The sequence below is a fragment of the Mesorhizobium sp. B2-8-9 genome (genome assembly GCF_006439475.1).
Lineage (GTDB): Bacteria > Pseudomonadota > Alphaproteobacteria > Rhizobiales > Rhizobiaceae > Mesorhizobium.
In genome coordinates this window covers 1-25627 of the sequence record NZ_VFTQ01000023.1, presented here as the reverse complement: position 1 = coordinate 25627, position 25627 = coordinate 1, and the positions used below count along the sequence as shown (strand labels likewise).

22 protein-coding genes are annotated in these 25627 nt (G+C 62.9%); 1 reads left to right on the top strand and 21 read right to left on the bottom strand.

All coding sequences use genetic code 11. The annotated features are described in order from the left end of the window. Positions 1 to 4: 4 nt before the first annotated feature. The 19 genes from cyoD to FJ423_RS23735 all read right to left on the bottom strand — a co-directional run bounded on the left by cyoD (position 5) and on the right by FJ423_RS23735 (position 20273). Entirely contained in the window at positions 5 to 415 is a 411-nt protein-coding gene (cyoD, locus tag FJ423_RS23825; protein WP_140845491.1) for a cytochrome o ubiquinol oxidase subunit IV, read from the bottom strand. Next, a complete protein-coding gene (locus tag FJ423_RS23820; RefSeq protein WP_140845490.1) occupies positions 412 to 1080 on the bottom strand; it encodes a cytochrome (ubi)quinol oxidase subunit III in 669 nt (222 codons plus the stop codon). The genes cyoD and FJ423_RS23820 overlap by 4 nt, the downstream gene beginning before the upstream one ends. Beyond that, positions 1077 to 3080 carry a cytochrome o ubiquinol oxidase subunit I gene (cyoB, locus tag FJ423_RS23815; RefSeq protein ID WP_181174882.1) on the bottom strand — a complete coding sequence of 668 codons (2004 nt, stop codon included), beginning with the start codon at positions 3078 to 3080 and terminating at the stop codon, positions 1077 to 1079. The genes FJ423_RS23820 and cyoB overlap by 4 nt, the downstream gene beginning before the upstream one ends. A 2-nt stretch (positions 3081 to 3082) precedes the next feature. Beyond that, positions 3083 to 4033, bottom strand: a complete 951-nt coding sequence (cyoA, locus tag FJ423_RS23810) for a ubiquinol oxidase subunit II (RefSeq protein ID WP_140845488.1) — start codon at positions 4031 to 4033, stop codon at positions 3083 to 3085. 318 nt (positions 4034 to 4351) lie between these two features. Further along, positions 4352 to 5605, bottom strand: coding sequence for a c-type cytochrome (locus FJ423_RS23805; RefSeq protein WP_140845487.1), 1254 nt, complete (start codon positions 5603 to 5605; stop codon positions 4352 to 4354). After that, positions 5602 to 7368, bottom strand: coding sequence for a GMC family oxidoreductase (locus tag FJ423_RS23800; protein ID WP_140845486.1), 1767 nt, complete (start codon positions 7366 to 7368; stop codon positions 5602 to 5604). The genes FJ423_RS23805 and FJ423_RS23800 overlap by 4 nt, the downstream gene beginning before the upstream one ends. Positions 7369 to 7371: 3 nt before the next feature. Then, positions 7372 to 8130, bottom strand: a complete 759-nt coding sequence (locus FJ423_RS23795; RefSeq protein WP_140845485.1) for a gluconate 2-dehydrogenase subunit 3 family protein — start codon at positions 8128 to 8130, stop codon at positions 7372 to 7374. 311 nt (positions 8131 to 8441) lie between these two features. Next, positions 8442 to 8693 carry a cytochrome C oxidase subunit IV family protein gene (locus tag FJ423_RS23790; protein ID WP_181174881.1) on the bottom strand — a complete coding sequence of 84 codons (252 nt, stop codon included), beginning with the start codon at positions 8691 to 8693 and terminating at the stop codon, positions 8442 to 8444. 4 nt (positions 8694 to 8697) lie between these two features. Beyond that, positions 8698 to 9336: a cytochrome c oxidase subunit 3 gene (locus FJ423_RS23785; RefSeq protein ID WP_140845483.1), complete on the bottom strand. Its 639-nt coding sequence runs from the start codon at positions 9334 to 9336 to the stop codon at positions 8698 to 8700. Then, positions 9333 to 10976 (bottom strand): cytochrome c oxidase subunit I, encoded by a 1644-nt coding sequence (gene ctaD, locus FJ423_RS23780; protein ID WP_140845482.1) that lies wholly within the window; start codon positions 10974 to 10976, stop codon positions 9333 to 9335. The genes FJ423_RS23785 and ctaD overlap by 4 nt, the downstream gene beginning before the upstream one ends. Further along, positions 10973 to 11932 carry a cytochrome c oxidase subunit II gene (gene coxB, locus FJ423_RS23775; RefSeq protein ID WP_140845481.1) on the bottom strand — a complete coding sequence of 320 codons (960 nt, stop codon included), beginning with the start codon at positions 11930 to 11932 and terminating at the stop codon, positions 10973 to 10975. Before coxB ends, ctaD begins: the two co-directional genes overlap by 4 nt. Next, a complete protein-coding gene (locus FJ423_RS23770) occupies positions 11929 to 12684 on the bottom strand; it encodes an SCO family protein (RefSeq protein WP_181174880.1) in 756 nt (251 codons plus the stop codon). Before FJ423_RS23770 ends, coxB begins: the two co-directional genes overlap by 4 nt. Further along, positions 12681 to 13130, bottom strand: coding sequence for a hypothetical protein (locus tag FJ423_RS23765; protein WP_140845479.1), 450 nt, complete (start codon positions 13128 to 13130; stop codon positions 12681 to 12683). Before FJ423_RS23765 ends, FJ423_RS23770 begins: the two co-directional genes overlap by 4 nt. Then, complete coding sequence (locus tag FJ423_RS23760; RefSeq protein WP_140845478.1) at positions 13123 to 14151, bottom strand: hypothetical protein; 1029 nt, start codon at positions 14149 to 14151, stop codon at positions 13123 to 13125. Before FJ423_RS23760 ends, FJ423_RS23765 begins: the two co-directional genes overlap by 8 nt. Before the next feature lie 95 nt (positions 14152 to 14246). Further along, a complete protein-coding gene (locus FJ423_RS23755) occupies positions 14247 to 14789 on the bottom strand; it encodes a cytochrome c (protein WP_210239574.1) in 543 nt (180 codons plus the stop codon). After that, positions 14786 to 15313: a DUF3341 domain-containing protein gene (locus FJ423_RS23750; RefSeq protein WP_140845477.1), complete on the bottom strand. Its 528-nt coding sequence runs from the start codon at positions 15311 to 15313 to the stop codon at positions 14786 to 14788. Before FJ423_RS23750 ends, FJ423_RS23755 begins: the two co-directional genes overlap by 4 nt. Then, a complete protein-coding gene (gene nrfD / locus FJ423_RS23745; protein WP_140845476.1) occupies positions 15310 to 16683 on the bottom strand; it encodes an NrfD/PsrC family molybdoenzyme membrane anchor subunit in 1374 nt (457 codons plus the stop codon). Before nrfD ends, FJ423_RS23750 begins: the two co-directional genes overlap by 4 nt. Further along, complete coding sequence (locus tag FJ423_RS23740) at positions 16676 to 19633, bottom strand: TAT-variant-translocated molybdopterin oxidoreductase (protein ID WP_140845475.1); 2958 nt, start codon at positions 19631 to 19633, stop codon at positions 16676 to 16678. Before FJ423_RS23740 ends, nrfD begins: the two co-directional genes overlap by 8 nt. Further along, a complete protein-coding gene (locus FJ423_RS23735; protein WP_140845474.1) occupies positions 19617 to 20273 on the bottom strand; it encodes a cytochrome c3 family protein in 657 nt (218 codons plus the stop codon). The genes FJ423_RS23740 and FJ423_RS23735 overlap by 17 nt, the downstream gene beginning before the upstream one ends. Positions 20274 to 20968: 695 nt before the next feature. Here FJ423_RS23735 and FJ423_RS23730 point away from each other — a divergent pair. After that, complete coding sequence (locus FJ423_RS23730; protein ID WP_140845473.1) at positions 20969 to 23356, top strand: membrane-bound PQQ-dependent dehydrogenase, glucose/quinate/shikimate family; 2388 nt, start codon at positions 20969 to 20971, stop codon at positions 23354 to 23356. A gap of 460 nt (positions 23357 to 23816) precedes the next feature. Here FJ423_RS23730 and FJ423_RS23720 read toward each other — a convergent pair whose 3' ends face one another. Both FJ423_RS23720 and FJ423_RS23715 read right to left on the bottom strand, forming a co-directional pair. Further along, positions 23817 to 24329: a hypothetical protein gene (locus tag FJ423_RS23720; protein ID WP_140845471.1), complete on the bottom strand. Its 513-nt coding sequence runs from the start codon at positions 24327 to 24329 to the stop codon at positions 23817 to 23819. 221 nt (positions 24330 to 24550) lie between these two features. Further along, a partial coding sequence (locus FJ423_RS23715; protein ID WP_140845470.1) for a PDZ domain-containing protein occupies positions 24551 to 25627 on the bottom strand: 1077 nt, incomplete at its 5' end.

The following is a 25627-nucleotide window of genomic DNA, read 5'->3' as shown; positions in this document are numbered from 1 at the left end:
CGGATCAGGGCATCATATGGGCCTGGTGGGCGCTTATCGAAGCCATGTTCTGGCTGAGATGGGTCATGATCCATACGGAACCGAGCACGACGAGGGCAACGATCAGCACGCCGAAGGCGAGGGCGAGGACATTGTTGGTGTTGTCGGGTCCTGTGGTGATGTGCAGGAAGAAGACCAGGTGCACGCCCATCTGCGCGATGGCGAGCACCGTCAGGGCTGAAATCACCGCCGGCTGGTAGATCACGTCGGTCTGCGCGGCGAGGAAGGAGGCGACGGTCAACAGGATCGCCAGGCCGAAGCCGAGCAGGTAACCCGTAAGGCCGCCCGCGAGTTCATGTTCCTCAGGGCGCTCTTCGCCCGGTGCCGCGTCGCGACGATCGAGCGCCGGGTCGTCGCGAGTGTCCGTTTCGCTCATGATGATGCTCCAAGAAGGTAGACCAGCGTAAAAATGGCGACCCAGATGATGTCCAGCGCGTGCCAGAACAGACTGAAGCAATGCACCCGGCGCAAGATCTCCGGCCGGAACCCCTTCACCCAAAGCTGAGCCATCATTGTGCCGAGCCACAGCAGACCGAGCCCCACATGGGTGCCGTGGCAGCCGACGAGCGCGAAGAAGGCGGAAAGGAAGGCGCTGCGCGACGGGCCGGCCTGCTCGTTCACCATCGTTGCGAATTCCTGCACTTCCAGGAACAGGAAGGCCGCGCCGAATAACCCGGTGACAAGCAGCCAGAATTGCGCGGCGGCCATCGACCGGCGACGCGACGCGAGCATTGCCAGGCCGCCGGTAAAGCTCGACGTGAGCAGCAGACCCGTCTGCGCCGCGACGCGCGTGAGCTCGAACAGGTCCTTGCCTGTCGGTCCGTCGGCCGTCGCCTTGGAGAGGACGGCGTAAGCCGCAAAGAATCCCGAGAACATGATGATGTCGGACAGGAGGAAGATCCAGAATCCATAGGCTACGGTGACGAACTTCGACGCCGGCCCGCCTTCGCCATGTCCGGTCGCCGAGAACAGGCCATCGCCGTGGCTGCGGCCCAGCCGATAGGGATCGCGCGGTGCGCTGCCAGCCGTGATGTCGCTCATGCCGGACGCTCCCGACTGCGCATCCAGGCAAGCTGCGCCGCCCGGCTGCCGCGATCGATGCGTTCGACCTCGCTGGCGGGAATCTCATAATCGCCATGCTCGCGCCATGCGAACACGACGAAAGTGATATAGGCGCCGATGAAGCCGACTATGGCCAGCCACCAGATGTGCCAGATGAGCGCGAAGCCGATCAGCGTGCTGAAGAAGGCGGTGACGAAACCTGTCGGGCTGTTGCGCGGCATCTCGATCGGTTCGTAGTCGCCCTTGCTCTCCGGCATCTGCTCGTCGGCAGCCCTTTGCTTGATGGTCCAATAGGGCTCCTCATTCTCGACATGCGGCAGCCGCGCATAGTTGAACACGGGTGGCGGCGAGGGCGTCGACCATTCAAGCGAGCGTCCATCCCAGGGATCGCCCGTCTCATCGCGCAAGGTCTCGCGGTGCCTGATCGATACGATCAACTGTGTGATCTGGCAGCCTGCGCCGATGATCATCACCGCGATGCCGAAGGCCGCGACCATCAGCCATGGCGTCCAGAGGTCCATGTCGATGTGCTGGAGCCGGCGGGTCATGCCGAGCAGCCCCACGATATAGAGCGGCACGAAGACCAGGAGGTAGCCGGCAAGCGTGATCCAGAATGCCGCCTTGCCCCAGCCTTCGTGCAAGCGGAAGCCGAACGCCTTCGGGAACCAGTAGGTGAAACCGGCAAAGGCGCCGAACAGCACGCCCGAGATGATGACGTTGTGGAAATGCGCCACGAGGAAGAGCGAATTGTGCAGCATGAAGTCGGCCGGGGGGACCGCGAGCAGCACACCCGTCATGCCGCCGATGGTGAAGGTGGTGACAAAGCCCAGCGCCCACAGCATTGGCGTGTCGAAGCGCACGCGCCCGCCATACATGGTGAAGAGCCAGTTGTAGATCTTGACCCCCGTGCCGACAGCGATGACCGAGGTTGCGATGCCGAAGGCTGCGTTGACGTCGGCGCCGGCGCCCATGGTGAAGAAATGATGCAGCCACACCATGAAGGAAACGATGCAGATGAACAGTGTCGCGGCCACCATCGAGCGGTATCCGAAAAGCGGCTTGGACGAGAAGGTCGAGAAGATCTCCGAATAGACGCCGAAGGCGGGCAGCACGAGGATGTAGACTTCCGGATGACCCCAGGCCCAGATCAGGTTGACGAACATCATCTGGTTGCCGCCGGCTTCGTTGGTGAAGAAGTGAAAGCCCAGATAGCGGTCGAGCGTCAGCATGGCGAGCGTGGCGGTCAGGATCGGGAAGGCCGCAACGATCAGCAGGTTGGAAGCGAGCGAGGTCCAGCAGAACATCGGCATGCGCAGATAACCCATGCCCGGCGCGCGCATCTTGAGGATGGTCGTCACCAGGTTGACGCCGGTGAGCAGCGTGCCGACGCCGGAGATCTGGATCGCCCAGAGATAGTAGTCGACCCCCACGCCGGGCGAATAGGTCATCTCGGAAAGGGGCGCGTAGGGCAGCCAGCCGGTGCGCGCGAACTCGCCGACGACGAGCGAAATGTTGACGAGCAATGCGCCGGTCGCAGTGAGCCAGAAGCTCACCGAATTCAAGGTCGGGAAGGCGACGTCGCGGATGCCGAGCTGCAGCGGCACGACGAAGTTCATCAGTCCGATCATGAACGGCATCGCCGCGAAGAAGATCATGATGGTGCCGTGGGCGGAAAAGATCTGGTCGTAATGCTCCGGCGGCAGATAGCCCGGCCCATGGATGGCGAGCGCCTGCTGGCTGCGCATCATGATGGCGTCGACGAAGCCGCGCAGAAGCATCAGCGCCGCCAGCACGATGTACATGACGCCGATGCGCTTGTGATCGACCGAGGTTATCCATTCGCGCCAGAGATAGGGCCAGTAGCCTTTCACCGTAATCCAGACCAGCACCGCGGCGGCCGCCAGGAAGACGACCAGGGCTGCGCCGAGCGGGATGGGCTGGTCGAAGGGAATGGCCGACCAGTCGAGTTTGCCGAGCATCGTCATCCTCCTTCTTTGGGCTGGTGCGTCATGGCCGGCGCCCCTGCCTTCGGCTCGGCCTTCGGGCTCACCTGCGGTTCGCCGGCGGCGGTTTCGGCCGGCCCCGGTCCGGGCGGCAGGGTCTGGCGCAGCACCGCGTCGAACAGGCCAGGCTCGACGCTGCCGAACGCGGCAGGCGGCATGTTGATGCTCTGGCGGGCAAGCGCGCGATAGGCGTCGGCGTCCAGAACGCCTTTGCCATGCAGCGATGAAACCCAACTGGCGAACGCGTCCGCCGAGACCGCCCGTACACGGAAATTCATGTCGGAAAATCCGTCACCGCTGAAATGCGCCGACAGGCCGAAATAATCGCCTTCGCGGTCGGCCTGCAGATGCAACTCGGTCTGCATGCCGTTCATGACATAGACCATGCTGCCGAGCTGCGGCACGAAGAAGGTGTTCATCACGCTGGCCGAGGTCAGTCTGAAATGCACCGGCGTGCCAGCGGGAATGACCAGCTGATTGACAGTTCCGACACCCTGGTCCGGGTAGAGGAACAGCCATTTCCAGTCGAGCGCCACCACCTGGACTTCCAGGGGATGCTGGCCGGACGCGATCGGCTGGCGCGGATCCAGGTGATGGGATCCGTAATAGATCAACCCGCCAAGGAAGAGGATTGTGAGCGTCGGGATCGACCAGACGATCAGCTCGATCTTGCCGGAATAGGTGAAATGCGGATCGTAGCGCGCATTGCGGTTGGTGGCGCGAAACATCCAGGCAAAGGCCAGCAGCGCGATCAATGTCGGGACGACAATGACCAGCATCACGGCAAGCGAGTTCAGAAGGATGGTTCGGTTGCCGACCCCGATCGGTCCCTGCGGATCGAGCACGCCTCCCGCGCAGCCGGGCAGAGCCGATATTGCGGGCAACCAGAAGAGCGGGCGCAGTGACTGAGATCTACTGGGCAAAAGCACAACGGTTGGTCACGGGTTTGAGACAGAGCGTCCATCAAGACGCGCGTGGAAATCTCGGATCAGGTCTCCGAGCGCTGACGCGGTCTTCTGCCGACACCCTGCAACTCCCGGAGACACGCTCCAACTGTCACAGCAGGCGGTTGTTCCATTACTTTCGCGGGCATCAGGCTTTGGAACGAACAGCTCGCTTTCGATGGCGACATGGCGTCCAGGGTGAGTGCGTCTCCGGGTAAGGTCGCGCGCCCCTGGCTGCTCTGATCTGCGGCATCGGCGACGCTATCTCGCGAAAGAGTGGGGCGTCGGAAACAGTGCGCCAGGTCAGTATGCGCCCGTGACGCTGTCGGTGGAGCTGCGCAGGTTTCGAACCGTTTCCGCAGTCACCGGAGCGGCCTGGTTGCCCCAGGCGTTGCGGACATAAGTGGCGAGCGCAGCAATCTGATCGTCCGACAACTTCCAGCCGAACGAAGGCATCGTCTTGTCGTTGGGGTTCTTCGGCGTCGCTGCGGCATGGCCTCCGTTCAGAATGAGGCGAAGCATCGACAGCGGTTGTTCTGATTGCACGACCGCGTCGCCCCTCAGCGAAGGGAACACACCCTCGACACCTTCGCCGCCGAGCTGGTGGCACGCAGCGCAATCATCCCCGTAAATTGCTTTTCCGGCGCTGAGCATCTTCTGATCGGCATTGCCAGCAGAATTGGGGGTGAAGGCAGGCAAGGATTTGAGGAAGGTGGCGATTGTCTGCAGATCCTGGTCCGTGAGCTTCGATGTCGAGTCCTTGATCACTGCGCCCATCGGACCATAGGCGGTCGTGCGCGCATTGTGGCCTGTTTTGAGGAAGGCCACGATGTCCTCTTCGCTCCAGGAGCCCAGGCCGGTGCGTTTGTCGCCCGTCAGGTTGGGCGCGAACCAGTTCTGCACCTCCGCGCCTTGAAAGGCATCCGACGTCTTCGACGAGCCGAGAATATTCTTGGGCGTATGGCATGCGCCGCAATGGCCCAGCCCCTCAACCAGGTAGGCGCCGCGATTCCATTCGGCGGACTGGTCCTTGCCGGGCTGGAATTCGCCGGGCGTGAAGAACAGGCCGTTCCAAGCGGCCATGGCTGTCCCGTGATTGAGTGGCCAGATAAATTCGTTGTCGCGCGGTTCGGCCCGCACCGGCGTGAGCGTACGCAGGTAAGCGCGGATGTCGTCGACGTCCTCGCGCCTCACCTTGGTGAACCAGGGATAAGGAAAGGCCGGGTAAAGGCGCCGGCCATCGGCGGCCAGCCCCTCGTGCATGGCGCGGTAGAACTGCTCTTCCGTCCACGCCCCGATGCCGGTCTCGGGATCCGGGGTTATGTTGGCGGAGTAGATCGTGCCGAAGGGCGTCTCGATTGGCCGGTCGCCCGCGAAGGGCTTGCCGTCATCGGCAGTATGGCAAGCCGCACAATCTCCCGCCGCCACCAGATATCGTCCACGCTCCTGCTTGGCGAAATCACCGATCTGAGCATATGCGAAGGGACCCAGCGTCACCAGCACTGCGCCGGCCGCTGCGGCACCTGCCACCAGAACGACTGCGCGGCGCGTGATCATGCGTGCACCAGTGGGCCGGGATGCTTGAGGTAGTGGCGGCGGATCGCATCCGCTGCCCACAGCGCAAGAGCGCTTACCGTTCCGGTCGGGTTGTAGCCGCTATTGTGAGGGAAGGCGCTGGCGCCAACCACGAACAGATTGGGCACGTCCCAGTGCTGGAGATATCGGTTGATCACGCTGTCGGCCGGGCTGGCGCCCATGATGGCGCCACCGGTGTTGTGTGTAGACTGATAGGGCTCAATGTCATAGTGCGGTCCGCGCGCCGACTTCTTGATTTCGCGAGGCTTCATGGCGTGCGCGATCTCCACCATCTTGCCCATGGCGAAATCCTGCATCTTCAGTTCGTTCTGCTTGAAGTCGTATGTCATGCGCATCAGCGGCCGGCCATAGACATCGCGGTAGGTCGGATCGAGATCGAGATGGTTCGACTTGTCCGGCATGACCGCTCCCATTAGCGATACGGACATCGACTTGAGATAATTCTCGACAAAGGCCTTCTTCCACTTGGTGCCCCATTTCGGCGTTCCCTCCGGCAACAATTCCGTTTCGATCGGGCGTCCCGTCGTCATGTAGCCGGCGATATACCCGCCGTGGATGAATCCGAGGCCGGTGTGGTCGAAATTGTCGCCGTTCCAATCGTCGACGATGACGCCGAGCGCGCCCGCGCCAACGAAGGGGTTGAGGAGCTTGTCGTCGAAGAACAGGTCGACGGAAGGCGTGAGCTGATAGCAGTAGTTCTTCCCGAGCGTCCCTTGGCCGCTACCTGGATCGTAGATCTTGCCGATACCGGAGCTCATCAGCAGATGTACGTTATGCGTGGCATAGGCGCATACAATGACGAGATCCGCCGGCTGCTCGAACTCGTTGCCCTGGGCATCGACATAAGTGACGCCGGTCGCGTGCTTTCCGGAAGCGTCGACGTTGATCCGCGTGACCTCACTTTCGGTGCGAACAGTGAAATTCTTCTTCCGCATCAGGACGGGCAGGATGGTCGTCTGGGCACTGGCCTTGGAATAGTTGCCGCAGCCGAATTTCTCGCAGAAGCCGCAATAGGTGCAGGGCGCCAGCGTGACACCGAGCGGATTGGTGTAGGCTTGCGACATGTTGCCCGAAGGGCACGGAAACGGGTGCAGCCCGAGGGACGCTGCCGCTTGGCCGAACAGCGTCGGCCCGTAAGTCTGCTTCATCGGCGGGGTGGGGTAGGGCTTCGAGCGATGCCCTTCGAACGGATTGCCGCCCGGTTGTTTTTGTCCGTTGACGTTGCCGGCCTGGCCAGCGATGCCGCACAGTTCCTCCCAGCGCATGTAATACGGCTCGAGCTCGTCATAGGTGATGCCCCAATCCTGCAGCATCATATCCTGCGAAACCGCGGCATTTCCGTATCGCGCGACGGTCTGGGTGCGAATCTGGAAATCATAGGGAAGGAAGCGCCAGGCCTGACCGTTCCAGTGGAGGATGGACCCGCCGACGCCGGTGCCGGGCAGGAAAGAGCCGAGCCGCCGCATCGGAAGAGCCGTCTGGTCGGGGGCATTGCGGAAGGTCAAGGTCTCCTGAGCGGTCTCTTCGAACAGATGGCCGTGATAGCGGTAGCGCAGCTCATCCTGAATAAAGCTGGGCGCAAAATCGGTTCCCGTGTCGCGCCAGCTGCCGCGCTCCAGCGCGAGCACCTCGAGCCCTTCTTCGGTAAGCTCCTGCGCCATGATCGCTCCGGTCCAGCCGAAGCCGACCAGAACCACGTCGACGGACGGAAGCTTGTTGACCATGCGTCAGCCTTCCCCGTTCCATTCCGGACGGCCGCGGATCCCGACTGGCGGTTGATCATAGCGTTGTCCGTGCCGGTCGACCCAGTCGAGATAATTGTACCGCGCGCCGGGAAACCCAAGCATCTTCCATCCCGCCATATCCTTGTTCCCGCCATAGATGGGATCGCTGAACATGCCCTCCTTGGTGTTCAGCCAGAGCATCTTAAAAAAGGTCTTGGCATCCACCCCGCCAAGGTCGAGCTTGCCTTTCTCGAGGTCGCTTATGATGGCGTCCTGTTCGTCTGGTGCCATGCCGGCGAAAGGCGTGGCAGAATGCGAGGAAGCGACGTGGTCCTCTATAGCCTTGATGGCCGCACGATAGAGCGCAGAAGGGGTCAGGCGCGATTGATAGCCCTGCGTGTCCTCTCCCTTCGCCCACGGGCCCTGCATGTACCAGCCCTCTGCCCGACCGTAGGCGCCGGCCAATTGATGATCGATGAACAGCGCAACCCCGCATGCCTTGGCTCCGGGGCCGATGGCGTCGTCTGGAACGAGCCTTTCGGTAGCGGCTTCGATAAAGGCCGCCTCGTCGGGGTTAAAAAACTTGTAGTCAGCGGCCTGAAGCGGATGCGGAGCGTCGGCCTGATGCGGCAGCCACGGATCTTTGTCGCCACCATGAACATCACGTGAAAAGGCGGGTGCCGTGCCAACGGTTCCGGCTGCCGCTGCGGCGGTTGCGCTGGCCGCCAGGAATTGGCGGCGGCTGACTTTTTTTGGTTTCACGACGCGGCCATGATTTGCGAGTACGTGCGCGGCCGAACTGGGGTATCGGGGAAATGTTCCCTCCGCGGATCACTTTTCGGAGCGCGATTGAACGCCGAGCGAGGTGAGACGGAGCAACTCGTCAGGGACGCGCGGACCACGGCGATGTGGCGGAGAGTCGTGCCAGACCGTCCGCAGCGCCAAAGTTGCTGCAGCTAATCACAACACCGTTGCGGTCGGCCTGATTCCAGCAACACTGTTTGGGCGGTTCGGTAGATCGTCTTGTTTGCGCATGAGCACCGAAAAGCTGCGCGTCAGCCGCGCCCGGTTCTTCAGCCGATCAGGGTCAGCCCGAAGAGAATAGCCAGCCACAATGCGACCGCCACCGCGACCAGCGGCGGCAGGGTTTCCTCTCCGGTCAGCTTCATGAACACCACGGCGACGACAGCTGCCTTCATCGCCGCGATCAAAAGGTTCACGGCAGTGTTGGCACCATGAAGATCGAGGAAGGATGATCCGACCGTCAGCCCAAGAAGGACCAGCAATGCGGCATAAGCGAAGGCGAGCTTGCGGATGTGCTCCATGGTCCTACGCGTGCACCAGATAGAGGACGGGAAACAGGAATATCCACACGATGTCGACGAAGTGCCAGTAAAGCCCGATCGCATGGGTGCGGCGCACGCGGCTGTCGACGTCCGTCCGCCGCCAGGAGAAAAGCAGGCCTGCAACGACCGCTATGCCGCTGGCCAGATGCACTGCGTGCAGGCCGGTCAACGCAAAATAGAGGCTGAAGAAGAACTGCGCGTGAACAGGATCCGGCCCCTGATAGGAGAAAGGCGCACCCAGAACCGGCGCGATGCCTTCCTGGAACTCCTTGGCGTATTCGGTCCCCTTTATGCAAAGGAAAGCGACGCCCAAAAGAGCGGTGATGCCCAGCATCCAGGCTGCGGTGTTCAAACGGCGTGCCGACGCGCTCTCGTGCGCAAACGCCATGGTGAAGCTCGACGTGATGAGCACTGCCGTGTTGAGGGTCCCCATCTGCAAGGACAAATGTTTTGAGGCAGCTGCGAAGGCGGGCAGATAGCGGATATGGGCCACCAGGAAGACCAGCAGGATGGCGCCGAAAAGCATCGCTTCCGAGCCTAAGAAAATCCACATGCCGAAACGGTCGGCAGCTTCCTCGCGCCGCACCGTATCGAAGGCCACGCTTTCGGGTGCCCGGGTCATGCATCCTCCCGCCGATGCGGGCTGAAGCGTTCGTGCTGCAACCCCTTCATGGGGTAATCATAGGCAGGTCGCGTGACGACCGGAGTCACTTCGAAATTGTGTGGTGGCGGCGGCGAGCTCGTCTGCCATTCGAGACCGGTCGCACCCCACGGGTTGGCCGGGGCTTTGGCGCCGCGAAACAGCGACCAGCCAAGATAAAAGAGCGGCATGAGGTAGCCTATTGCAAGCACCACCGCTCCGGCCGAAGAGAGCACATGCCAGAACTGGAACTCCGGTGGATAGGTATGGTAGCGGCGCGGCATGCCGAGATAGCCCAGCACGAACTGCGGAAAGAAGGTTAGATTGAACCCGACCAGGGACGTCACCGCAGCGACACGCCCCCACATCTCCGCATAGAGCCGCCCGGTCATCTTTGGCCACCAGAAATGAATGCCGGCCATGAACGCCATCACCATGCCGCCGACCATGATGTAGTGGAAATGCGCCACGACGAAATAGGTGTCGTGCACATGCACGTCGAAGCCCAGCGCGGCGAGCGCCAGGCCAGCCAGGCCGCCGAATGTGAACAGCGCCAGGAAGAACAGCGAATAAAGCATCGGTGCCTCGAAGGTGATCTCGCCCTTGCGAAGCGTCAGGCTCCAGTTGAAGACCTTGATGGCGGATGGAATTGCCACGCAGAACGACAGGAACGAAAAGACCACCCCTGCATAGGTCGACTGTCCTGAGACGAACATGTGATGTCCCCAGACCAGGAAGCCTAGAACGGCTATGGCCATCGAGGCGAGCGCGACCGAGGTGTAGCCGAACAGCGGCCGCCGGCTGAAGCAGGGCAGCACCTCCGAGACGACACCCATTCCGGGCAGGATCATGATGTAGACGGCCGGATGCGAGTAGAACCAGAACAGATGCTGGAACAGCAGCGGATCGCCGCCGAGGTCCGGGTTGAAGATGCCGATCCCGAAAACACGCTCCAGCACGATCAGGATCAGGGAAGCCGCAAGCACCGGCGTTGCCAGCACCATCACCAGGCTCGTAGCATACAACGTCCACACAAAGATCGGCAGCCGGAACCAGGTCAGGCCGGGAGCCCTGAGCTTGTGAACTGTGACGATGAAGTTGATGCCGGTCATGATGGTGGAGAAGCCGACGATGAAGACGCCCAGCGCGGCTGTGGAAACGAAACTGTCGGAATAGAGGCTGGAAAGCGGCGTGTAGAACGTCCAACCGGTGTCGACGCCGCCAGCCACGACCGAAGCGAGCGCGAACCCGCTGCCGATGATGAAGACGTACCAGCTCGCGAGATTGAGACGCGGAAAGGCGAGGTCGCGGGCGCCGATCATCAGTGGCAGCAGGAAATTCCCCAGGCTGGCGGGGATCGATGGCACGAGGAAAAACCACACCATGATGATGCCGTGCAGGGAGAAAAGGCGGTTGTAGACGGCGTCGGAAACCAGATTCCCCGCGGGTGTCGCAAGCTCGATGCGCATGAGAACGGCGAAGGAACCGCCCAGGAAGAAAAAGCCCGTCAGCGACACAAGATAGAGCCAGGCGATGCGCTTGTGGTCGGTGGTCAGCAACCAGGACCGTATGCCCGCACCCTCCTGGAAATAGGTCTCGATATGCGCGCTCTGGCTGCTCATTGGCTCGTCTCGGTGCGAGGGGGCGAAGTGGCTGACAGCGCCTTCAGATAGGCTACCAGCATCTGCAATTCCGATTCATCGATCAGGCCGTCGAAACTCGGCATGATTGCATCATAGCCGGCGGCGACCTGTTTCGCCGGCTGCAGAATCGAGTCCCTGAGATAGACCTCGTCCGCAACCACTGTCTGCCTGTCCGACAAGGCGACCGGCTTGCCGTAGACGCCTGTGAGGTCGGGCGCGCGCACCTTGCTCGAGGGTCCGTGGCAGCCCGAGCAGCCCAAGGCCCGAAAGAGCCTCGCGCCACCTTCGGCCAGGGATTCGTCCTGGCCTTGCGCGGCGAGCCATTGCGCAAATTGTTCAGGCGCCATGACAGTCACCCAGCCGCCCATTTCCGAATGCTGGGTGCCGCAATATTCGGCGCAGAACAAATGATAGCGCCCCGGCTTGTCGGCAATGAACCACAGATGCGTGGTTCGCCCCGGCACGGCGTCCTGCTTCAAGCGGAACGCTGGAACGTAGAACGAGTGTATGACGTCCTGCGAGGCAAGCGACACGACCACCGCCTTGCCGGCCGGCACGTGCAGCTCGTTGATTTCGCGCTGCCCGCCGGCATGGCGGAACGTCCACATCCACTGCTTGCCGAGTCCGGCTATTTCCAGCGCGTCGGCAGGCGGCTGATCGCGGTATATATACAGTTCAGCACCCCAGGCGAAGATGATGAACGCGACAACCAGACTGGCGCCGGTCCAGCCGATCTCCAGCGGCAGGCTGCGGCCGCGCGCGCCAGTGCGATCCGCCGATGTGCCTGCCCGGTATTTCACGGCATAGAAGACGATAAGGCCTGTCAGCACCAGGGTCAGGGCGGCCGAGAACGCCAACACTCCATAAAACAAGGCGTCGACCCTGCCTGCGAGCGAGGAGGCTTCCGGCGGTGCGAAATGGATTCCGAAGCTCATGCTCGCCTCCGGGCAAGCAGAGCGATGCCGCTGGCAAGCACAAGCAGCGTCGCGATGCCCCCGATCTTGAGAGCGGCCCAGATAGGCGCGGTATACCGCCCCTTGGAGGTGTCGAACCCGGCGCACAGCAAAAAGACATGATCCGCGATCGAGCCGAGCTTGTTCGCGGATGCCTCGACGAGCGCCAGCCTCAGGTCGCGAGGCTCGAAGGTCAGGGCGGGCAGAACGCGAGAGATGCGCCCCTTGGGTGTCACAGCCAGGACGGCGATCGGATGGACGAATTGATCCACGCGCGGGCGCGCCTCGAAATGGATGCCGGCCTCAGCCGCCAGTGATGCCCCGGCGCCATCCGCGCTGGTCAGAAAGTGCCAGGCCTTCAGCCCGGCGGGCGTCGTTGACTGCGCAACGATCTCCTTGGCACTTGCGGCATCTTTTGGCGTCTCGGTCCTGTCGATCGAGATAAACAGGGCGCGGTAGTCCGCCGGATCAAGACCAGTCTTCTGCAGGTCGGAGGCAACCGCTTGCTGCGTGACGCCGCACAGGTTCGGACATTTGTCATAGCCGAACACGACGAGCGCCGGCTTGCCTGACAGAATCTCGTCGAGGGATCGCTCGGCTCCAGAGGAGTCGCGAAGCTTTCGGCCGAGGTCGAACTGCGCTCCGATCTTGGGATCGAAGGACGGTCGCTCGACAGCGCGCACTGTCACGGCGCTTCCAAGCAAAAGCAATGCGGCCAACAGCAGCGACTTCATTGGGCCGTCCCTTTGATGGTCCTCTCCCGGCATTGCTGCGCTTGCTTCGACCGGGGCACGTCTCCGCTCAGCAGGGCGCACTCTCCCGCTGCCGCCGCGGCTTTGTCCCAAACCGGCAAGCCGTTTCGAACGACGAGCTTCATGGCGTCGTCGATCGGAATGCGAGCAATGCCTGCCGCGCGGTCGACCCAACCAAGCTGGTTCAGCTCGGCATTTTCCTCATTCCGGGTCGAGGCGAGGTCCTGTCCCGGCGTCGTCGAGAGCTTCGGCGTCGCATCGTTTGAACGCCATGCGGCACCTGGCGGCGGCCACCGCGGAGGCAGGACGAACAGTGCATAGAGCAGCCCGCTCGCCACGAGCAGAAACACGACCAGTCCTCCTGCGAAGAGAAGCAGGGTTCCGGGCCAGACGTCTCGCGTTTCGGGACGGCGCGAATTCTCAGCCATGAATGCCCACCCGACGCCAGAAAAGTTGAAGCCGGGGCTCTCGCAACAGCAACAGGAACACCGCGAGCCACAGCCCGCCGGCACCGGCAAAGGCGGCCAATTCGATCCACATCGAGGACAGTTGCGGCGCGACCAGAGGCGCGCGGACGCGCCACACGGTCTCGAATATATGCCCGGCAAGCATCGCCAGCGCCAACGACATCAGGCCCCGGTGACTGCGTTTGACGCCGCGCACAAGAAACCCGGCGAATGGCACAATGAACTGCAGCAGGACGACCAGCCAAAGCACGACCAGCCAGATGCCTGACGTGCGCAGCACGTACCAGTGAATGTCGTTTGGCAGGTCACCCGCCCAGATGACCAGCCATTGCATGTAGGCGAGGTAGGCCAGGGTAAGCATGAAGCCGAACAGCATGTTGGCCACGTCCTCGCCGAGTGAGGTCTTTTCGCCTCCGCCCGGCAAAGCCGCGACGGCTCGCGTCGCGGCAAGGACCAGCAAGGTCAACGACGCGGCGCCGACGACCTCGGCAGATGCCTCCAACATGCCGTAGACTGTCGAGCTCAATTCCGGGTCGAGGGACAGCATCCAGTCTATTGCGAAAACCGACACCGCTACCGCTTGCAGCACGAGACCAAGCGCGAAGCCACGGCTTGAACGGGCACCCTTGTCGCCATCGGTCGAGTTCAGGATCAAGGCGGCCAGCACCAGCCAGATCGCGGCACAAACCCCGAGCCGAACGAGGAAGAACGGGACGTTGAGGTATGACAGTTTTTCGCGGACGACGTCCGGCAAAGCCGCGGTGTCACCGAGCGCCCAAGGAAAGACGAGGTCGGGGCGGGCCGCCACAGGCAAGAGGAGGACCAGCGCCAGTGGCAGCGTGCAGGTTATTGCCCGCAAGCAGGGCCGCATCGCGTCTCCCCAGCGGCCACCCGTGAGGCCATGAATCATCAGCAGCGTCATGGCGCCAAGCGGAAAGCCAACCGCGAGCATCGCGGCCGTCATCCAGGCGGCAAGCAGCACTCGCAGATTGAGGAAAGCGCCTGCAACACAGACAACGAGGCCGATTGCGCCTACCGCCAATGCCGCCCTTGCCGGGCCGTGGTCGGGAAGCCGGATCATGGTGCGGCCTCGCCCTGAAGCTTGGCCTTCAGATCGCCGCTCAGTTCAGCCACCGGTGCGTGGCGCGAATATTGCAGCGCACGGATGTAGGCGACGATCGCCCACCGATCCGCCGGCGGCACGCGCGATCGGTAGGAATACATCACTCCGTATCCGTTGGTGATGACATCATAGAAATGGCGGTCCGAAGCCTGGCGCAGCGCGTCCTGATGGTAGCTTGGCGGCGAAGGAAAGCCGTGCCTCGGGATGACCCCGCGGCCATCGCCGGCGCGTCCGTGGCAGGGTGCGCAGAAGATCTCGAACCGCTCGCGTCCATGTTGGAGCAGGGCAAGCGTTATCGGATAGGGGATCGTCTGTGATGCGGCGGCAAGGTCTGCGCTGCGGTCGATCGTGCCGGCAACCGGCATTCGCGCCGATCTGCCATCAGCAAACTGGTTGCTTGCATCCAGCGGATTGTAGCGCGGTTGCTCGGCCATTTGCTGGTTGCAGGCGGCCAGCAACGGCGCCATGCCGAACAGCAGGGCGAGGGCCGCCCTCATGCCTCCACCTCTGAAATTTGGTCTGCACCCAGCCGCTCGAGCTGGGCTCTGGTCGCAGGCTTGCTGAATTTCGGATCGTCGGCCCTCACCAGAAGATAGAAGTTGCCCCCTTCGGCAAAACTGAAGATCGGCGCGTTGAAGACGGGATGGTAGTAGCGCGGCAGGCCGTTGGCGACAAACATGCCGATGAATCCGGCAACGGCGGCGCCAAGGATGGCGGCCTCGAAGGCGATGACGATATAAGCCGGCCACGAATGCAGCGGTCTGCCGCCGACATTGATCGGATAGTCTACCTCTACTGAGTAGAGGATCAGCCCGTAAGCAAAGGCCGCCCCGACCACTGCGCCGGCAAGCACCACAAGCGGCATTCTGGTCTTGGGCATGCCCAGGATCTCAGCGAGATCCGGGACGGGATATAGGGAGAAGCCGTCCATACGGCAATAGCCGCGTTTGCGCATGGCCTTGGCTGCATCGGCAAGGCGATCGGCATCTGGGAATGATGCGATGATGCCGTAGAGCGTCATGAGCCCTTGCCCTCTTCAGCCAGTTCCTCAACCTCGAAGATCGTGATCGCCGGCAGGATGCGGATGAACAGGAACACCAGGGCAAAGAAGGTGCCCAGGGAGCCGAACAAGATGCCGTAGTCGAGCCAGGTCAGCGATTGCTCGTCCCACGCAGAAGGCAGGAAGTCGCGGCTGGGACCGCTGACGACGATCACATAACGCTCCAGCCACATGCCGATATTGATGATCACGGCGACCATGAACAGGAGCGGCATGTTGCGCCGCACCGCGCGAAACCACAGCAGTTGAAGAACGCCGCAATTGCAGACCAGCATCACCCAGAACATCCACGCATAGGGCCCGATGGCCCGCTCGACCATCATGGTGCGCTCGTAGGCTTCGCCGGAGTACCAGGCGAAGAAGGCCTCGGAGACGTAGCCGTAGGCGACGACCATGCCTGACGCGATCATCAGCTTGGCGGCATTGTCCATGTGCTTGAGCGTGATCAGGTCTTCGACCGAGAAGGCCCACCGCAACGGGATGGCGATGGTCAGCACCATGGCGAAGCCCGAGAGCAGCGCGCCGGCGACGAAATAGGGCGGGAAGATCGTCGAATGGTAGCCGGGCACGATCGCGAAGGTGAAGTCGAGCGAGACGATGGAATGGACCGAAACAACCAACGGCGTCGCAAGCGCCGCCATCAGGTAATAGACGCTTTCAAAGCGTGCCCAGTGATCGGCCGAGCCGCGCCATCCCATTGCAAGCAGGCCGTAAAAGACCTGAGCGGCGCGCCAGCGCGCCCGGTCGCGCAGGATCGCGAGGTCAGGCAGCAGGCCCATGTACCAGAACAGCAGCGAGACAGTCGCATAGGTGGCGATCGCGGCGAAATCCCAGACCAAGGGACTGCGCCATTGCGGCCAGCGCATATGCGTGTCGGGCAGCGGCAGCAGCCAATAGAAGAACCAGGGCCGGCCAAGATGCAGGATTGGATAAAGACCGGCCATGGCAACGGCGAAGAGCGTCATGGCTTCGGCGAACCGGTTTATGGAGGCGCGCCATGGCTGGCGCAGAAGCAAAAGCACCGCCGAGATCAACGTGCCGGCGTGCCCGATGCCGATCCACCAGACGAAGGAAGAGATCATGGTGCCCCACGCGACGGGAATATTGACGCCGTAGGCGCCGACGCCGACCGCAATCAGATAGGTGATCGAATAGAGGAAGAGCAGGACAAGGAGGAAGAACAGGAAGAAGGCTGTCCAGAAGAAGCGCGGCAGCCGCCCCTGAAGCACGACCGAAGCGATACGCCCGCTGATCTCGGGGAAGTCGTGCCGGCCCAACAGATTGGGCGGGCGAGGCGGCGTTTTGTTGGTGTCCGCTGCAGCCTCAGCCATCTGCTTTCCCCTGACGACCCGAAACCGTATCGTCCCTGCTGCCATTGTTGCGGATGCGCCCAAGGTAGGTGGTTCGAGGACGGGTATTCAGTTCTTCCAGCAAAGCATAGGAATGAGGTGCGGTTCGCTCGCGGCTTACCTGGGACTGCTTGCGGTTCTTGTCGCCGAAGGTGATGGCGCGCGTCGGGCAGGCCTGCTGGCAGGCGGTGACCACCTCTCCGTCCTGGACAGGCCGGTTGTCTTTCTGCGCCTCGATGCGCTTGGCGCTGATGCGCTGGACGCAATAGGTACATTTTTCCATGACGCCGCGCGAGCGCACCGTGACGTTGGGATTGTATGCCGCCTGACGCGGGCCGGCCGTCTCCTTGTCGAAGTTCTGGAACTCAAGGAAATTGAAGCGCCTCACCTTGTAGGGACAGTTCTGGGAGCAGTAGCGGGTGCCGATGCAGCGGTTATAGACTTGGGCATTCAGCCCGTCATGGGTATGGACCGTGGCGTTGACCGGGCAGACGACCTCGCACGGCGCCTTCTCGCACTGCATGCAGGGTACAGGCTGGAATAGTGTTTCCGGTCCCTCCGGCGGTCCGTGATAGTAACGGTCGACGCGCAGCCAGTGCATCTCGTGGCCCAGTGCACATTGCTCGGGCCCGACGGTTGGGATGTTGTTCTCCGTCTGGCAAGCTGCGACACAGGCCATGCAGCCGATGCAGGCCGACAGATCGATCGACATCGCCCACGCCTCTTCAGGATAGCCCCAATCGGGGTAGACGGATTCCGTCGGTGGAGGCGGGACGCCGTCGCGCACGAAATCCGGTGCCTGTTTGAAATGATCGAGCGAGGCAAAGCGCACGATTGCGCGCCCCTCCATCGTCTGATGCTCCTGCGTCGTCACGATGGGAGCAACCCGTCGGCCCACGGTCATCGCAACGTCCTGTGCAAACCAGGGTTCGCCGGCCGTCCGGAACCGAAAAGCGTCATAGCCCCCCGCCATCGCCGCTACGCCGCCCAACGGGAGCTGCCCGCGGCCGAGCGTAAGGGTCACCGTATCGCTGGGGTGACCCGGCATGATCCATGCCGGCCCTTCGATCGATTGCCTGTTGCGTTCCAGCCTGATCGTCTGCCCGTTGCGAACCCCAAGCTCATCGGCGTTCGCCGGGGCGATCATGACGACGTTGCTCCAGACGACCTTCGTCAGCGGATGGGGCAACTCCTGCAGCATGGCGCAGTTGGCGTGCCGTCCGTCGCCCAGATACGGATCGGCGACTATGCGGACCTCCAGGCCGTTATCGCGGGACTTGCCGCCGAGCGGGGGAAGGGCGCCTAAAGTTGCGGCGGCTATCGGCGCTGCCGCCGTCCCCGCGACCACCCCGTCGCGGAGCGTCCTGCGCCAGGCTTCATCATCCAGCGATGTCGCCCACGTCGCGCGGACCAGTGACAGCGGGTCGGGATTGAAATCGCCTTCCAGGGCGGCAAGCATTTCGTGCAACGTCCTGCCACCGAACAGAGGGGCTATCAGCGGCTGCATGATCGAGGCGGTGCCGTCATGAGCTCGCGCGTCGCTCCATGCCTCCAGGTCGTGAGCGGCCGGAATGTGCCAGTGGGACAGCATGGCCGTGGCGTCGCGATAAAGACCGCAGTGGACGAGCAGGGTCAGGCGTTTGAAGGCCTTCGCAATATCCATGTCGGCCGGAGCCGTTGCCATGGGATTGGTGCCAAGCACGAAAAGCGCGCTCACCGAGCTGGCTTCGATGTCCCGATAGAGCGCGTCCAGGTCACCGGTCACCGGCATTGCATGGGGGGCATCGATCAGGTGGACGGTGTTACCCAGCGCGCCAAGACGAGCATTGATCGCCAGGGCGACGCTGTGGACATAGCCGCTTTGCTGCTCGCCGGCGACAACGAGTGCTCGCGCTCCGGCGGACCGGAGTTCGGCGGTCGCATCGGCAAACCATGGTGGACGTTCCACATCGGGCGTGTTGCTGGACGGTTCGACGCCCATGGCGGCGGCAAGCGCTTGTGAAAGCGCTTCCACCCGGCTTGGCCGGACGGCGTAATGGTGATCAGCAGCCGCAGCCGTGATGCTCGGCGTCGTGGCGAGGGCGAAAAACCGGCTCATCGAGTCGCCGGGGGCGCGTAGGTGCCGCCGGGAGACGAAATCCGATGCGTAGGCGAGACGACCGGGACCCTGCGCGAGGAAGTCGGAGTCCAGCGAGAGGACCACGTCAGCCTTGTCGAAATGATAGACAGGAACGCAGGCGCGGCCGAGCAGGGACTGCCCCGCTTGTTCGGCCCCGGGCGTGGCCAAGGCATCGTGACCATAGATTCGCAAAGATGGGTAACGCGAGCGGAGCCGCTCGATCTGGGCTTTGAGCGTGGGAGAGGTTGTCGCCCCGATCAGGATCGCGCAGCCTTCTCCCTGCCTTGTTGCCAAGTGCGTGCCCAAAGCGGCCATGTCGCGGAGGAAGTCGCCGTACGACGCCGGATCCCCATTTTTGAGCGGCGTTCGCGATCGCTCAGGATCGAACAGTTCCAGGACGGCGGCTTGCATGACGGCGTCGGTAGCACCGCGCGAGCTCGGATGATCGGGATTGCCTTCAACCTTGGTTGGGCGACCCTCATGGCTCTCGACCACTGCACCGATGCCGTAGCCCTGGCTCGACAGGGCGGTCGCATAGTACAGCGGCTTGCCGGGGATCACGACTTCCGGCTGGCGGACATAGGGCACGATTTCCCGTGCCGGACTGCAGGCGGCCAGCCCCGCCATCGACAGCGATGCACCCATCAGCTGCAGCAGGGTGCGTCGGTCGACGTCTACCGGGAGCCGGCGGGCGAGCGACGGGAATTCCGCCTGCAGATAGCTGTCCAGCTCAGCCGTTCCGGCCCGCTGCTCCAGGCTGCGCCACAGCTGCTCGTTTTGCCGGGCGATGAGTTGGCTACCGGTGGCAGACATAGCAATCCGTCATGGTGTCGGGGTGAATGCCAAGAGCGCTGATCAGCTGCTTGCGAATGGCATCGATGTCCTCGGGCGCTCTCCAGTGCAGTAGAAAGACATCGCGAGGGGGACGAAGGTTCGGGCCGGGATTTCTATGGCAGCCAAGACACCATTCCATGGACAGTGGCTGCGCCGTCGCCATCAGCGGCATCTCATCGACCTCGCCGTGGCATGTTTCGCACGCAACGCCTTTGGCGATGTGGATCGAGTGATTGAAGTAGACGTAGTCCGGCACTGAGTTGACGCGCCGCCAGCGCAAAGGCTGGCCGCTGGCCAAGCTTGCCCGGACCGGCGCAAGCATGGCGGCGTTGGTATAAAGCTGAGAGTGGCAGGTCATGCAAACCTCCGTGGCTGGAAGGCCAGCCGAGGCGGATGTCTCGACCCCGTTGTGGCAATAGCGGCAATCGATGCCCAGCTGCCCCACGTGATGCTTGTGGCTGAAAGGCACAGGCTGCGCCATCGCTTCCCCCACTCCCGTGACAAAGTGCGATCTCAGCATTGCCGTCCCGAGAAACGCCAAAGACATGGACGCCAGGAGTGTGCCCCATAGAACGAGGCGCGCGACGCCGTCGGCGCTTTTGGCAAAAACCTGCGGCATCCCTCCGGAACCTGAATTGCTCTCCGGCTGCCGGAACTTCGCAATCGCCCAGGTGTTCCAAAGAATTGCCCTGCGTTCACGGATTGGTGACAAGGCAGGCAGAACTGGCCGCAGCGCTGTCACTCTTGAGTATGTCGGCGCGTAAAAGCGGCTACTGGGTGCGCCCCAATAATTTCAACAAGCTCCCTTGGTTGGCCGGCCTCGATCCGGGGCGAGTGCGGGGTGCACGCCCACGGGAAGGCGCCCGTGCGCTTGAGCTCGCGGCGGCCCGAGGCCGGCATTCTCTTTCGAGTCTTTGGCGAATCTGGCGAGGTGCGTTTCGCTCGCCACCGGCAAGAGCAAGGAACCTAATGATGTCGGCGCGGTTTTGGGGCACTGCTGCGAAAAGAAGCAACTCGGATCCAGCGGCATTCGCTCCGACGGCATGGCTGGCCCGATCTGACGTGCCCCAGCACATGGAGGCAGCTCGGAAGGGACGTAAACCCGATAGCTGCCACCGCGCGAGCCCGGGCGAGCCTTCGGAGTCGGCCTTCCTATGTCCAGTGGCTGCTTCGCACTGGAAACATCTGCGGTCGGCGGGGGCCAGGGATAACCGCAAAGCCGCAAAGCAGGGACACCACGGTTGGCGGTCCCGCAACCCCTGCGTTCTGTTCATGGGGAGGCAATCGCGCCAACCCGAAACGATGGAGGTTACGATGCGCGCTCGAATCCTGAGCCTTACCGGGGTCACAGGTCTCCTCGTCGCTCTGATTGGCGCCGTGCTTGCGGTGGGCGGTGCTGATCTTGTGTGGCTCGGCGGCACCGTCTACTACGTTGTGACCGGACTCCTCCTGATCGCCTCGGGCACCTTGATCCTTCTGCAGCGACCGCTTGGGTTTTGGCTCTATGGCGTCGTCCTTGCTTTCACCTTGGTCTGGTCCCTTTACGAAGTGCGGCTCGACGGTTGGGCGCTGCTGCCGCGGCTGGTAGCGCCAGCAGTCCTGGGTCTGTGGATAGCGATGCCCTGGGTCGCCGGACGGCTGGGCCTTCGCGCGGCATACCGTTGGATCGGCGCCGGCGCGTGCGTTGCGCTGATCGCGCTCGTGTTCGCCGCCGGTTGGATGACAACCGCCCAACGGTGGCGGCAGAACGGTCAGATCGCATCGGCTTCCGCCGTGAGCAATCCCGACTTCGCGGTCGCGCCTGGCGACTGGGTGTATTACGGCCGCACTGCGGAAGGGCATCGATACTCGCCTCTCACGCAGATCACCCCCGTCAATGTCAACCAGCTTAAGGTCGCATGGACTTTCCACACAGGCGACATGCCCCGCCCCGGGGAGAACGCTCATGGCCACGAGTTCAATTTCGAAGCGACCCCGATCAAGGTCGGCGACACCATGTATCTGTGCACGCCGCACCGCGACGTCGTGGCGCTCGACCCCGTTACCGGTGATCAGCGCTGGCGTTTCCACCCGCAGAACGACACCAGGTCCAATATCTATCTCGCCTGCAGAGGCGTCGCGCACGCGACGGTTGGCGCGACAGGGGACACTTGCTACGAGCGGATCATCTCGACGACAGCCGACGCGCGCTTGTTCGCGTTGGATGCGCGAACGGGCCAACTCTGCCCGGATTTTGGCGAGAACGGCTATGTGGACCTGAGACAGGGCATGGGTGTGGTGCCGCCCGGTTTCCACTTCATCACCTCGCAGCCGATGATTGCCCGCGGCAAGATCATCCTTTCCGGCTGGGTATATGACAATCAGACGGAGGGCGAGCCGTCGGGCGTGATCCGCGCCTTCGATGCCCGCAGCGGCAAGCTCGCCTGGGCCTGGGACATGGGTCGCGCCGATCCGACTTCGCCCTTGAGGCCCGGGGAAATCTACACTCGCGGTACCCCGAACGGCTGGGGCGCATACACGGCGGACGACAAGCTTGGGTTGGTCTTCGTGCCTATGGGCAATGCCACGCCTGACTACTGGGGTGCCAAACGACGGCCGTTCGACGAGAAGTACAGCTCCGCCATTGTGGCGCTCGAGATCGACAGCGGGCGTGAGCGTTGGCACTTCCAGACTGTCCATCACGACGTGTGGGATTTCGACCTGCCGATCGCCGGCAGCCTCGTCGACCTGCCCGACGGCACGCCTGCGATGGTGCAGACCACGAAGCATGGCCAGCTATTCCTGCTCGATCGGCGCGACGGGCACCCACTCGCCGCCGTTGATGAGAAGCCGGTCCCGCAGAACGGTCTGCCCGGCGATAAGCTCTCCCCGACCCAGCCCTATTCCGTGGGAATGCCAAGCTTGACGCCCGCCAGATTGACCGGTGTAGACACTTGGGGTGTGACCCCGATCGACCAGATGCTCTGCCGTATCAAGCTCGCCGGCAGCCGAAACGATGGGCTCTTTACCCCGCCGACCACGCAAGGCTCCATCCTCTACCCGGCTTTCGACGGCGTGATCGACTGGCAAGGTGGAGCGATCGATCCCGCGCGCCACCTGTTCATCGCCAACACAAGCTATATCCCCTTCACCTCCAGGGCTACGCCGCACGATGAGGCGGTGAAGAAGGGACTGATTTATCCTTGGGCCGGGTGGGAGAGCGGACAGCCTTATCCGCAACCGCCCGAGTTTGCCAACGGTCCGCAATACGGAACACCTTACGAAGTCACGGTGAAGCCTTGGCTCAATGCGCTGGACGCCCCGTGCATGCGGCCGCCCTGGGGCAAAATGGTCGCGATCGATCTCTCCACCCGCCAGATTGTTTGGGAGAGGCCCGTCGGGACCACACGCGACATGGGGCTGTTCAAGACCCACTACGACCTGCCGTTGCCGACCGGCATCTTCAACATCGGCGGCTCGTCCATTACCGCAGGCGGGCTGATCTTCGTGGGAGCCTATGCCGATGATTACATCCGCGCGATCGACGAGCGGAGTGGCAAGGTCGTGTGGCGGGCGCGGCTGCCGGCGGGCGGGCAGGCAACGCCGGCGGTCTATCAAGGCCGCGACGGTCGCGAATATATAGCGATTGCCGCTGGTGGTCATGGCGGGTTGGGGACGCGCAACGGCGACGCCGTGATCGCCTACGCGCTGCCCAGCGAATGAGCGCGTAATCGACACAGGTACCCCAAAAGGCGCGGCTCCGCGCTCAGATCCTCACCGGCAGTGCCTGTCGGGGGCGGTCGTCCGCGCGCGTAACGGTCTTGCTGCTCAGGATCACCACCCGACTTCACCGGCGCTGTCGGGCACCTCGACGAGCGGGAACTACAGCGTTCGAATCTCTAGTCTGCCTGCTCTCAGGCGACTGATCGTTTCTGGGTCAAATCCGGGGAGCCGCGCAACTTCCCGCCAACTCGCGAGCGGCCTGGCCTCGATAACTGCACTTGCCTGCGCGAGGTTGAGCCCTCCGGCCGCCATGAGTTCGTCAATGGTCGCCGAATTTATATCGACCACCTCTCCGGCATGATGAGCTTCGCGCGTCTTCGGACCTGCCATTGCCACTGCTTTCGTCGTTACCAACGTGCAACCAATCCACTCAGAAGAAGTTCCGCGCGCCTCCAACGCCTTAATAGTCCGCGCTCAACAGGAGCCTATAGTGGATCGTTTGAAGACGGATCAAACCGTCCTGAATGAAGAAGGTATCGGCCCCGTCCGCAGCGTCGAAGCGCTCGGAACTCGCACGCCAGATAAGCAGCGCGAAGCGCTCACGCACTTGCTTCTTGATCAACTCGAATTTCGCCCCGGGCAGTTGATCTCTCAACCTTCTTGCCGAGTTCCGGAGCGCGTCATGGCCACAGTCATTCGAGTTGACTGTAAGGAGAACAACGTCAGCGGCGTAGTTGCGCGCCAGATCCTCCTCGAGACGACCTTGCAGCCTCAGCCGGAGATGATCCTCAAACACCTGTTGGGCCGAACGTGTGGACTGCTGCGAAGTTTTGGGGGAAGGGGCCATGCAGAGCCAAACTGGGTCGCTGTGGCAAAGTTCCATCAGAGGGACGGTTCCTTCCAGGCTCCACTGAATGAGCCTCGACAGGACCGGGGCGGCTCGCTGCGGAGAGCTGCTGGCCGGCGTCGTCATGCCGGCGGTTCTCATCGGCATGAGGTATTTGCACTGTCAGCAGCCGATAGGCTACCAATTAGCTCCCGCTTTGACCAAATCGAGAGATCTGTCCGCAATCCTGAGAGATCTTGCAGGCCCCTGGCGACTTGGGGGAGCACAGAGCACATCTGGCTTACGTTTTCCCGGCGGCGGTTCGGGGGTGTTGATACCGCCGCAGGGAAAATCTGAACGTTGATGCCTCAGCCCTTGCCGACCGGCAGCGCCACGAAGCGGTTCGAGTCGTCGCGGGTGATCTGCATCAGCACGGCCTTGCGGCCGGCCTTGGCGGCATCGGTCATCGCCTTGGACACGTCGTCGGTGGTGTTCACCTCGTTCGAATTGATCGAGGTGATGACGTCGCCGGGCTGGATGCCGCGGTCGGCCGCCTCGCTGTCGGGATCGACGTCGGTGACCACGAGGCCCTTGCCGTTGTCGGACTTCGTGACGGTCAGGCCGAGATCGGCGAGCTTGTCGGGCTTGGCGGCGGGCGCCGACTGCTTGTTGCTGTCGTCGTTCGAGGCCTGCTTGTCGCTGGCGGGCAGCGTGCCGAGATCGACCTTGACCGTCTCGTCCTTGCCGTTGCGCCAGACGGTGACGTCGACCGATTTGCCCGGCGCGAACGCACCGATCATGCGGGCGAGCTCCTTCGGCGAGGCGACATCCTTGCCGTCGACCTGGGTGATGACGTCACCGGCGACGATGCCCGCCTTCTTGCCCGGCCCGCCATCCTGGGCGCTCGACACCAGCGCGCCCTTGTCCGACTTCAGGCCGAGCGACTCGGCGATGTCCTTGGTGACCGGCTGGATCTCGACGCCGAGCCAGCCGCGCTGGACCGAGCCGCTCTTCATCAGGTCCTGGACCACCTGCTTGGCGGTCGAGGCCGGGATATCGAAGGCAATGCCGACGCTGCCGCCCGACGGCGAGAAGATGGCGGTGTTGATGCCGATCACCTGGCCGTTGAGGTTGAAGGTCGGACCGCCCGAATTGCCGCGGTTGACCGAAGCGTCGATCTGGATGAAGTCGTCATAAGGGCCGGCGCCGATGTCGCGGCCGCGGGCCGAGACGATGCCCGCGGTGACAGTGCCGCCCAGGCCGAACGGATTGCCGACGGCGACCACCCAGTCGCCGATGCGGACCTTGGAATCGTCGGCGAAGTCGACATAGGTGAACTTGTTGCCGCCGCCATCGACCTTGAGCACGGCGAGATCGGTGCGCGGATCGGTGCCGATCAGCTTGGCGTCGAGCTCCTTGCCGTCATTGGTGACGACGCTGAAATC